The organism is Skermanella sp. (genome assembly GCF_059503625.1).
The window spans coordinates 1-11037 of sequence record NZ_JCACHA010000720.1 but is presented as its reverse complement, the minus strand read 5'-3'; the positions used below and the strand labels follow the sequence as shown (position 1 = coordinate 11037).

Below are 11037 nucleotides of genomic sequence, written 5' to 3'. Positions count from 1 at the left end.
GTGATGCGCGCCCTGTACGAAGGCGGCATTCGCCACTTCGACGCGGCCTCGCCCGCCGAAGTGCGTCTGGTCCGCCAGATGTTCCCGAACGCCGAGATCCACTACATGCACCCGGTCAAGTCGCCGGGCGCGATCCATCAGGCGTATTTCGACTATGGCGTCCGCGACTTCTCGCTCGACAGCGCCGAGGAGCTGGAGAAGCTGCTGGAGCAGACGGAGAACGCGGACGACCTCGGCCTGTTCATCCGCCTCGCCTTGCCCAAGGGTCCGGCCGTCTACGACCTGTCCGGCAAGTTCGGCGCCGCCGTCGCCGATGCCGCCGACCTGCTGCGCGCCGCCCGCGCCGTGTCGCCGAAGATCGGCATCTGCTTCCATGTCGGATCGCAGTGCCTGGACCCGTCCGCCTACGAGCGGGCGATGGACCTTGCCGGCGCCGTGATCGCGCAGGCCGGAGTCGAGATCGACGTGCTGGACGTCGGCGGCGGCTTTCCCGTCAGCTATCCCGGCGTGACGCCGCCGCCGCTCGACGACTTCATGGCCGCCATCGCGCGCGGCTTCGCCAAGCTGGCCCTGCCCGCCCGTACCCGCCTGTGGTGCGAGCCGGGCCGCGCGCTGGTGGCGCCGGGCGTGTCGCTGGTGGTGCAGGTGATCAAGCGCCGGGGCCATGAGCTGTTCATCAACGACGGCGTCTACGGCAGCCTGTCGGATGCCGGCGTGCCGGCCTTCCGGTTTCCCGCCCGCATGATCCGGCCGACCCAGGCGGCCCCGTCGGAAGCGCCGGAACAGGGCTTCGCCTTCTACGGCCCGACCTGCGACAGCGCCGACTACATGGCGGGGCCGTTCATGCTGCCGGCCGACGTCAAGGCCGGCGACTGGATCGAACTGGGACAGCTCGGCGCCTACGGCTCCTGCCTGCGGACCGCCTTCAACGGCTTCGACAACGCCCGGCTGATCGACGTCACCGACCGTCCGCTGCTTGAAACTCCGGGTTATCTGGAGGCCGAAGACCTCCCCGAACGGTGCGCCGAAGAGGCTCAATCGGTCGGGTACATCACGGAGCGGGCTGCCTGATCGCAGCCGCTCGTCTACTCTCTCCATCCAACCATCCACCCAGCGGGGCCCCGACATTCGTCAGCCACCAACAGCCTGTTCGGAAGATGCCATGACCTTGACCTCTCCCATCGTAAAATTTGCCGGCCGTATCGTCATCGTCGGTTTCGGAAGCATCGGCCAGGGCATCTTGCCTCTACTGCTGCGCCACATCGATATGAAGCCCGAGCAGATCTCGATCGTGACTGCCGAGGAACGCGGCCATTCGGAGGCGGAAGAATACGGCATCAAGTTCCACCGCATCGCCCTGACGCGGGAAAACTTCCGGTCCGTGCTCGACCCCATGGTCGGCGAAGGCGACTTCATCCTGAACCTGTCGGTGGATGTGTCCAGCCTAGCCCTGATAAAGTTCTGCCATACCCGTGGCGCGCTCTACCTGGACACCTGCATCGAGCCCTGGGCCGGCGGCTATACCGATACCAGCCTATCGCCCTCGCTGCGCTCGAACTATGCCCTGCGCGAAGCGGTGCTGCAGCACAAGGGCGGTTTCGCCAACGGGCCGACCGCCGTGATCACCCACGGCGCCAATCCGGGTCTGGTGTCCCATTTCGTCAAGCAGGCGCTGCTCGACATCGCCCGCGATACCGGTGTCGAGGTCCAGGCGCCGCGCAACCGGAACGGCTGGGCGGAGCTGGCACAGACGCTGGGGATCAAGGCGATCCACGTGGCGGAACGCGACACCCAGGTTTCCAACGTTCCGAAGAAGCGCGGCGAGTTCGTCAATACGTGGTCGATCGACGGCTTCGTCGGCGAGGGCTGCCAGCCGGCGGAACTCGGCTGGGGGACCCACGAGCGCGGCCTGCCGCCCGACGGCCGCCGCCACGACTTCGGCTGCGATGCGGCGATCTACCTGATGCGGCCGGGCGCCGGCACACGCGTCCGGACCTGGACGCCGAAGGAAGGCCCGCTCCACGGCTTCCTGATCACGCACAGCGAGGCGATCTCGATCGCCGATTACCTGACGGTCTGGGACCGGACTTCGGTCCGCTACCGCCCGACCGTCCACTACGCCTACCATCCGTGCGACGACGCGATCCTGTCGCTGCACGAGTTCGCCGGCAAGACCTGGACGATGCAGCCCGAGAAGCGGCTGATGATGGACGAGATCGTCGAGGGGATCGATGAGCTGGGCGTGCTGCTGATGGGCCATAAAAAGGGCGCCTACTGGTTCGGTTCGCAGCTGTCGATCCATCGGGCGCGCGAGCTCGCCCCGCATAACAACGCCACCAGCCTCCAGGTGACGGCCTCGGCGCTGGCCGGCGTCATCTGGGCGATCGAGAATCCGAGGGCCGGTATCGTCGAGCCCGAGGAACTCAACCATCAGCGGGTGCTGGAGATCGCCGGCCCGTATCTGGGCAAGCTGGTCGGGTCCTACAGCGACTGGACGCCGCTGGAAGGCCGGGGCGTACTGTTCCCGGAAGACGTGGATACGTCGGACCCCTGGCAGTTCAAGAACTTCCGGGTCGTGTGATACCAGCGGCCTTTACGCTTGACCTGTGAGTTCCGGCAGGGATGTCGGGCTGAAGAGGCCCGACATCCAGCGTTCCAGACAGGTCGATGTCTCTGGCTCTTGGTATGATTACGCCCTGAGCATCAATCCGGGGCCGCCAGCAGGCCTCCGGCCAGAAATCGGAACGCCTCCACGGCCTTGGCCAGGACATCCTGCGGGTGGTCGCTGGCTGCGACCCAGAGCGCAGCGTTCAGCGCCGCCCCGTTCAGGAGCCGAGCGGCCGCTTCGGCATCCATAGGCTTGACGATCCCTCCTGCGATCAACTGCTCCGCCTTTTGCAAGGTCGTCCGGAGGCAGTTGTTCTGGCTGGGCCACTGCGACGGATCGCCCAGGAACGCCGGCCCGTCGAGCAGCACGATCCGCTGGACCTCAGGTTCCAGCGCCATCTCGATATAGGCGACGCCTTCCGCCAGCAGTCCCTCCCAGCCGTTTTCGGCTTGGCTGCCGACGGCGCGAACGCGTGCCGCCATCTCCGCATCGATCTGGTTGACCACCGCTTGCAGGAGGCCCCGCTTGTCACCGAAGTTGTGATAGAGCGCCCCGCGCGTCAGCCCGGCCTCCGCCGTCAGTTCATCCATCGAAGCGGCCGCATAACCCTTCTCGGCGAAGGCCTTGCGCGCCGACTTGATCAGCTTGGCGCGCGTCTCCTCCATCATTTCAGAACGCCGTTTCGCGGCCATGGCCCTGTCCTCTCATTTCACATGCGCTCCGTATGTGTATTGACATACGGCGCGTAGGTGAATTAACGTTTACATACGCGGCGTATATCAATTTGCGTTCCGGTTGTGAAGCTCAAAGCTCGACGGATCGCCCTTCCGTAATGAGGAATAGGACAATGACCAATCGTGAAGCCATAACTCCGGCCAATCGCCACGCGCTTTACGAGCTGCACCGCTACTCGGCGGCGATCCGCTCCGGCGATCTCCTGTTCGTTTCGGGACAGGTCGGCAGCCGCACGGACGGATCGCCGGAACCCGATTTCGAGCAGCAGGTACGACTGGCTTTCGAAAATCTGGTGAACGTGCTCAAGACCGCCGGCTGCACCCTCGACGATGTCGTCGATGTAACCACCTTCCATACCGATCCGGCCAACCAGATCGAAACCGTCATGGCGGTGCGCGAGAGCGTCATCGGCGCGCCGCCTTATCCGAACTGGACGGCGGTGGGAGTGACCTGGCTGGCGGGCTTCGATTTCGAGATCAAAGTCATCGCACGCATACCGAGCTGACGGCAAATCAGTCCCGAAGCTTAGCGCCCCTTGGCCGCCGTACTGCCCGCCCGCTCCGACATGGAAGCCATGAGGTCCGAGAAGCGGTCGCCCTGGATGACGATGTGGTCGCGGAGCAGCCGTTCGGCGGCATCGCCGTCCAGGTTCAGGATCGCGGCGACGATCGCCTCGTGCTCGGCCAGGGAGTTCGCGACGCGGTTCTTAACCTGGAGCTGGATGCGCCGGAAGGGCTTGAGGCGGCGGTGCAGCGCGGCGCACTGGTCGATCAGGAACGCGTTGCGGCTGGCGGCGTAGATCGCGTGGTGGAAGCGTTCGTTCTCGTAATAATAGGCGTCGGCATCGCCCGTCTCCGCGGCGCGGCGGCAGGCTTCGTGCGCGTCGGTCAGGCTCCGGCGGTCGGCATCGGTGTGCCTGCGCGCGGCGAGGCGGCCGGCCATGCCTTCCAACCCCGCCATCACCTCGAACATCTGGACCATGCGCTCCGGTCCCACTTCGGCGACCACGGCGCCGCGCCGGGGCCGGATCTCGATCAGTCCCGCCGAGGCCAGCTGGAACAGCGCTTCCCGTATCGGCGTTCTTGAGACACCGAAGCGGGTAGCCAGCGTCACCTCGTCCAGGCGGAAGCCCGGCGGCATGTCGCCGGTCAATATCTCGTTCTCTATCCGGTCACGCAGCTTGAGACGCGCATCTTCCGGCGCTGACAGGGTCATGTCCACATGGCTCCATTTCTTGTATACAAGAACGGTTGACATTGTGCGCAAAAGGCGGCTTCATGATGCACAACGGCGCTTATCGCATACAAGACCCCAGTGTGGAGGAAGACCGATGCGAAATCCAGTAACGGTGGCGAGGCCTGCGGAATGACGACGAGCACCTCGTTTCTGGGCGACCTGATGGTTTCCATCGCGGACCGGGGGCGCTCGCTGCTTGGGATGCAGGGCGGTCAGGGCGATTCCGCCGGCCGGACCGACGTGGCGGCGCTGTTCGAGGCGCTGCTGAGCGGCCGGGGCGAGGCGTCGGGCGTGGCGCTTGCCGCTGAAATCCTGTGCGTCTGGCAGAAGCTGGACACCGATGGCCGCCGGGCCTTCCTGACGACACTGGCCGAGCGCTTCGGTCCCGACCGGGCGAAGCTGGACCGCGCGGTAGAAATCTACCGCGCGGAGCCCAATGCCAAGACGATCATGACCCTCCACAAGGCGGCCGAGCCGCGCCGGCAGGAGGTGATCCGCCGCCTCAACCTGGCGCCCCATGGCACCGAGGCGCTGGTCCGCATCCGCGAGGAACTGGCCCGCCATCTCAAGACGCATCCGGACCTGGAAGCGCTGGACGCCGATTTCGCGCATCTGTTCTCGTCCTGGTTCAACCGGGGTTTCCTGGTGCTGCGCCGGATCGACTGGACGACGCCGGCGAACATCCTGGAGAAGATCATCCGCTACGAGGCGGTCCATACCATCCGGGACTGGAACGACCTGCGGCGGCGGCTGGAGCCTTCGGACCGGCGCTGCTTCGCCTTCTTCCACCCGCAGCTGCTGGACGAGCCGCTGATCTTCGTCCAGGTGGCGCTGTCGAAGGAGATCCCGGCCGCCATCGGCACGCTGCTGGCGGAGGACCGCGAGCCGATCGCCGCCGATCAGGCGACCACCGCCGTCTTCTATTCCATCTCCAACTGCCAGGAAGGGCTGCGGGGCGTCTCGTTCGGCAATTTCCTGATCAAGCAAGTGGTCGAGGACCTGAAGCGCGAGTTGCCGGGTCTGAATACCTTCGTGACGCTGTCGCCGGTACCCGGGTTCGCCGGCTGGCTGGCGTCCCAGCGGGCCGACCCCGAATCGACCATGGTGACCGTCCAGGACAGGACGGCCCTGACCCTGCTCGACCAGCCGGACTGGTCCGAGGATGACGGCAAGCGGGAGGCTGTCAAGGCAGCCCTGATCCCCGTCGCCGCCGCCTATATGCTGAAGGCCCGGTCGGCCTCGGGCAAGCCGGTCGATCCGGTCGCGCGCTTCCACCTGGGCAACGGCGCCCGGCTGGAGCGGATGAACTTCCTGGGCGACCTGTCGCCGCGCGGGATGAAGCAGGCGCATGGCCTGATGGTCAACTATCTCTATAAGCTGGACGACATCGAGACCAACCACGAGCTTTTCGCCACCAAGGGCGAGGTCGTGGCGGCTCCCGCCGTCCGGAAGCTGCTGCGGTCCGATGCCGGCTCGTCCAAGGCAGCCGCTCCGAAGCAGGAGAACCAGAAAGGCAAGGCGTCCGGGACCCAGGACAAAGTCCAGGCCGCATCCCAAGGTGCATCCCAAGAAAAAGTTCGGGCCAAAGAGCAGGAATAACGGAATGAGCAATCATCTCTTCGCGCTGATGCGCAGCCACATGCCGGCCGCAGACCGGACTTTCATCGAGCAGCCCAGCGGCGTCCTTACCTATGGCGGTGCGGTCGATCTATCCGGCAGGATCGCCAACCTGCTGGTCCGGCGCGGAGTGGAGCCCGGCGACCGCGTGGCGGTCCAGACGGAAAAGAGCGCCGAGGCGATCGTGCTCTATCTGGCCTGCATCCGGGCCGGCGCCGTCTATCTGCCGCTCAATACCGCCTATACCTTGGCGGAACTGGATTATTTCATCGGCGACGCCGAACCCAAGGTGGTCGTCTGCTCGCCGGAGGGCAAGGCGGGACTGGAACCGCTGGCGCGGTCCAAGGGCGTCGCGGCGGTCGAGACCCTGGGCACGGGTGGAGCCGGTTCCCTGCTGGAAGCGGCGGCGGGCATGCCGGCCGAGTTCGCCGATATCGACCGGGGGCCGGACGATCTGGCGGCTTTCCTCTACACGTCGGGCACGACGGGGCGGTCCAAGGGCGCCATGCTGAGCCACGACAACCTGGCGTCCAATGCGCTGACGCTGGCCGAGGTCTGGCGCTTCACGGGCGAAGACGTCCTGCTTCACGCGCTGCCGATCTTCCATACCCACGGCCTGTTCGTCGCGACCAACGTCACGCTGATGGCCGGGTCGTCGATGATCTTCGCGTCGCGCTTCGATCCGGACGAGATGCTGAGGCTGATGTCCAGGGCCACCGTCATGATGGGCGTCCCGACCTTCTACGTGCGTCTGCTCCAGCATCCGGGGCTGACCCGCGAGGCGACGGCGCATATGCGGCTGTTCGTGTCCGGGTCGGCGCCACTGCTGACGGAAACGCACGAGGCCTGGGCCGAGCGGACCGGACACCGCATCCTGGAACGCTACGGCATGACCGAGACCAACATGAACACGTCCAACCCGTATGACGGCGACCGCGTCGCCGGGACGGTCGGGATGCCATTGCCGGGGGTCGAGGTCCGGGTCGTCGATCCGGAGAACGGCACGCCGCTCGCACAGGGCGAGATCGGAATGATCGAGGTCAAGGGGCCGAACGTCTTCAAGGGATATTGGCGTATGCCCGAGAAGACGGCGGCGGAATTCCGGCCCGACGGCTTCTTCATCACCGGCGATCTGGGCAAGATCGACGAGCGGGGCTATGTCCAGATCGTCGGCCGGGGCAAGGACCTGGTCATTACCGGCGGCTACAACGTCTATCCCAAGGAGATCGAGGTCGAGATCGACGCCCTGCCCGGCGTGTTCGAAAGTGCCGTGATCGGCGTGCCGCACGCGGATTTCGGCGAGGGCGTCACGGCCGTCGTCGTGCCGAAGAAGGGAACCGACCTGGACGAGCGCGGCGTGCTCGCGGCCCTGGACGGCCGGCTGGCGAAGTACAAGCAGCCTAAACGCGTGCTGTTCGTCGAGGAGTTGCCGCGCAACACCATGGGCAAGGTGCAGAAGAACCTGCTGCGGGAGTCTTACAAGGACATCTACGATCGGTCGCGGAAAGGCTGATCTCTGCCTGTTCCGGGCGCCGATCAGCCGGCGGATCCGACCCTGGGATCCGCCGGCGATGCGGCATGTCCGTTCGATGAAGTTGATGCCACCTCTGGTCAAAGCGTGTTTCAAACCCAGTTGAGCTAGTCTCAGGCCGCCTTGACCAAAGGCTTGACCATCAGCACGAGTTGATATGCCCACTTTGTCCGCGAGCCGGCGCTTTCTCCAGTTACGTACGATTTCTGGAGTGGTTCTATTTGCCTATGTGCTGACGCACATGCTGAACCACTCCCTGGGACTGGCGTCGCTCCAGGCGATGGATGAGTGGCGCTGGATCCTTTCCTGGCAGTTTCCCGGCGGTTGGATGGTCGTCCTGGCCGCCGCCCTGACGCATTCGGCCCATGCCCTGTGGTCGCTGTATGACCGCCGGGTGATGAGGATGCCGTCGTGGCAGGTCATGCAACTGCTGCTTGGGCTGTCGATCCCGTTCCTGCTGGTGGAACATGTCCTGGGTACGCGGGCGGTTTCCGAACTCTACGGCGTCAACCCGAACTATGCCCTGGTGCAGCTGACCTATTGGCGGCTGGCCCCGCATCTGGGCGTGCTTCAAAGCGTCGTCATGATCGTTTCCTGGGTCCATGGCTGCATGGGACTGCATTTCTGGCTGAGGTTGCGGCCCTGGTACAGGGCGGTCGCGCCGGGGCTGTTCACCCTGGCCGTGCTGGTGCCGACGCTGGCGCTGCTCGGCTTCGTCGTTTCGGGACGGGCGCTCCTGGTCGAGACCGAGGATAGCGCGGTCATTTCGCTGATCATCGCGAATGCTCGGGTGCCGGGGCCGCAGAGTTCCGCCTTCATTTCGGAAACGGGATCGATGTTCCGCTACGGCTTCGCGGCGCTGATCGTCCTGACGCTGGCCGCCCGCATCGTCCGCAATCTGTTCTCGTCCCGGTTCGGCACCTTTACCCTGACCTATGCGGACGGTCCCGTCGTCACGCTGCTGCCGGGCGCCAGCATCCTGGAGATGAGCAGGGCCTATGCCGTTCCCCATGCTTCCGTCTGCGGCGGGCGGGGGCGGTGTTCGACCTGCCGGGTCAGCGTCGGCGCGGGCCGGGAACATCTGCCGCCGCCTTCGTCTACCGAGCGTAAGGTCCTGACCCGGATCGGCGCCGCGGACGATGTGCGGCTCGCCTGTCAGGTCAGGCCCCGTCACAGCCTGGTGGTGCGGACGCTGATGCCCCCCGCCTCCACCCCGGAACTGGCTCTCCAGCCATCGACGCATCTGGAGGGACAGGAAAGGGAAGTCGTGATCCTGTTCGCCGATCTTCGCGGGTTCACGACGCTAGCCGAATCGCGCCTGCCCTATGACGTGGTCTTCATCCTGAACCGCTATTTCGAGGCGGTCGGGCAGGCGGTCGAGGGCAACAACGGCCATATCGACAAGTTCATCGGCGACGGCGTGATGGCGCTGTTCGGCACCGAGGACGATCCGGCACGGGCCGCCGCCGACGCGCTGGCGGCTGCCGGCGCCATCGCGACTCGGATCGCGCGCCTGAACGTCGAGCTGGAGCACGACCTGCCGACGCCGTTGCGGGTCGCGATCGGCGTCCATTCCGGGACCGTGATCCTGGGGGAAATGGGCTACGGCACAGCGCGGTCCTTCACCGCCATCGGCGACCCGGTCAACACGACGGCCCGGCTGGAACAGATCGCGAAGGACAACAATGTCGAGCTGGTGGTCAGCCGCGAGGTCGAGGCCCATGCGGGCATCGACCTTGGCGACCATCCGCTTCAATTCGTTCCGGTAAGGGGGCGCCGGGCGGCGCTGGAGGTCAGGCTCATTCCGAAAGCGGATGCATTGCGGGAGAAGGTACCGCAGTAGAAGGGACTATTGGGAAGCGAGTCGGCCAGTGTCTCGGCACAGTAACTATGATGGGTCGGCAACTCTGTAGAAGCGGCCTACGGGCGCTTCTACAGGAAACCGAGCAGCATGCGCGGGGACGCGGCCTCTACCCTTTCGGCGTTCGCGACGCCGACGCCGTGAGCGTCGCGAGGGCGGCCTTGCCGGTGGCTGGGACGGGGGCGGGAGCGCTCCAGTCCGGCTGGTCCCGGCGGTCGAGGTCGCGTCCGAGCCGGCCGACGACGCGGAAGGCGGTCAGCAGGGCCGCCAGTCCGAAGATCAGGGCGCCGGCCATCTGACCGTAAAGGACGCCTTCGGCCTGCCACATCCAGGCGCCCAGCGCCACGAAGGGGATCGTTCCGAGCGTAGCCCTGCCCCAATTGAACACGGTCGAGAGCAGCGGAAATCCCAAGTTGTTGAAGGCCGAGTTGGCGACGAACAGGCAGCCGACGAACAGGAAGCCGCCGGCCGCCACGTCGCAGAAAAGCCGGACGAGATCGGCCGTGATTCCCGTGGCCGAGAACATGCGGACGACGATGTCCTGCCCCAGGAACAGCAGCAGCCAGACGCTGAGCACATAGCCCAGCATCATGAACAGGGCCGCCCGCAAGGTTTCCGCGATCCGGTCGTAGCGGTGGGCGCCGAGATTCTGGGCGAAGATCGGGCCGACTGCGCCGGTCAGGGCGAAGATGACGCCGAACGCCACCGGCACGATCCGGTCGGCGATAGCCAGCCCTGCTACCGCCGCGTCGCCGAATTTGGCCATGCTGTAGGTGACGTAGGCAGAAGCGACCGGCGTCGCGATGTTCGTCAGGGTGGCGGGACCGGCGACGCCGAACAGCGCCCTGCCGTCGGGGATCAGGGACGAAGCCTTCGGCCATGCCACCAGATCGTGGACCCGCACCGCTCCATGCCAGCCGATATAGAACAGGACGCCGCGCGACAGAAGGGCCGCGATGGCGGCGCCGACGAGATCCAGGCCGAAGCCGAAGATCAGGATCGGGTCGAGGACCGCCGTGGCGAGGCCGGCGAACAGCGTGACGTTCATCGCCCGCCGGGCATCGCCGACCGCGCGCAGCAGGGCCGACAGGCACATGCCGATGCCGAGGAGCGGCAGGGTCGGCGAGACGATCCGAAGGTAGCTGATGGCGAACAGCTTGGTTTCGTCATGGGCACCGAGCGCCGAAAGGATCGGGTCGAGGAAGGGAACGGTCAGAAGGCCGATGGCGGTGGTGACCAGGCCCATCCAGACGAGGCTGGACCCGGCCAGCCGCCGCGCCTGTTCCCGGTCGCCGGCCCCGATCGCCCGGGCGACTATGGCCCCGGCCCCGATGGTCAGGCCGATGCAGAGCGATATCTGGAAGAACAGGACGGCGCCTGCGAAACCCACGGCCGCCGCCAGTTCCTTGACGCCCAGGATGGAGATGTAGAACAGGTTGGCGAGATCGA

General features: G+C 65.9%; 9 protein-coding genes. 6 read left to right on the top strand and 3 right to left on the bottom strand.

Annotation, left to right across the window (positions count from 1 at the left end; genetic code table 11):
* On the top strand, positions 1 to 1071 hold a 1071-nt coding region (locus tag AC5JJ6_RS24280; protein ID WP_496044530.1), incomplete at its 5' end, for a type III PLP-dependent enzyme domain-containing protein.
* Between the two features lie 91 nt (positions 1072 to 1162).
* On the top strand, positions 1163 to 2581 hold the full coding sequence (locus AC5JJ6_RS24275) for a homospermidine synthase (RefSeq protein WP_496044529.1): 1419 nt from the start codon (positions 1163 to 1165) through the stop codon (positions 2579 to 2581).
* 122 nt (positions 2582 to 2703) lie between these two features.
* Here the strand turns inward: AC5JJ6_RS24275 and AC5JJ6_RS24270 are convergent, their stop codons facing one another.
* A complete protein-coding gene (locus AC5JJ6_RS24270; RefSeq protein ID WP_496044528.1) occupies positions 2704 to 3300 on the bottom strand; it encodes a TetR/AcrR family transcriptional regulator in 597 nt (198 codons plus the stop codon).
* Positions 3301 to 3455: 155 nt separating this feature from the next.
* Here AC5JJ6_RS24270 and AC5JJ6_RS24265 point away from each other — a divergent pair, with 155 nt between their 5' ends.
* The gene (locus tag AC5JJ6_RS24265; protein ID WP_496044527.1) at positions 3456 to 3848 is read left to right on the top strand and encodes a RidA family protein; all 393 of its coding nucleotides are present in this window, start codon (positions 3456 to 3458) and stop codon (positions 3846 to 3848) included.
* A 20-nt stretch (positions 3849 to 3868) separates the two neighbouring features.
* Here the strand turns inward: AC5JJ6_RS24265 and AC5JJ6_RS24260 are convergent, their stop codons facing one another.
* On the bottom strand, positions 3869 to 4558 hold the full coding sequence (locus AC5JJ6_RS24260; protein ID WP_496044526.1) for a GntR family transcriptional regulator: 690 nt from the start codon (positions 4556 to 4558) through the stop codon (positions 3869 to 3871).
* A 150-nt stretch (positions 4559 to 4708) separates the two neighbouring features.
* On the opposite strand from AC5JJ6_RS24260, the gene AC5JJ6_RS24255 reads away from it, so the two are divergent.
* The 3 genes from AC5JJ6_RS24255 to AC5JJ6_RS24245 all read left to right on the top strand — a co-directional run bounded on the left by AC5JJ6_RS24255 (position 4709) and on the right by AC5JJ6_RS24245 (position 9570).
* Positions 4709 to 6178 (top strand): malonyl-CoA decarboxylase, encoded by a 1470-nt coding sequence (locus tag AC5JJ6_RS24255; RefSeq protein ID WP_496044525.1) that lies wholly within the window; start codon positions 4709 to 4711, stop codon positions 6176 to 6178.
* A gap of 4 nt (positions 6179 to 6182) precedes the next feature.
* A complete protein-coding gene (locus AC5JJ6_RS24250; protein WP_496044524.1) occupies positions 6183 to 7709 on the top strand; it encodes a malonate--CoA ligase in 1527 nt (508 codons plus the stop codon).
* Between the two features lie 229 nt (positions 7710 to 7938).
* Positions 7939 to 9570: an adenylate/guanylate cyclase domain-containing protein gene (locus AC5JJ6_RS24245; protein ID WP_496044523.1), complete on the top strand. Its 1632-nt coding sequence runs from the start codon at positions 7939 to 7941 to the stop codon at positions 9568 to 9570.
* Positions 9571 to 9697: 127 nt separating this feature from the next.
* Here AC5JJ6_RS24245 and AC5JJ6_RS24240 read toward each other — a convergent pair.
* A partial coding sequence (locus AC5JJ6_RS24240; protein ID WP_496044522.1) for an MATE family efflux transporter occupies positions 9698 to 11037 on the bottom strand: 1340 nt, incomplete at its 5' end.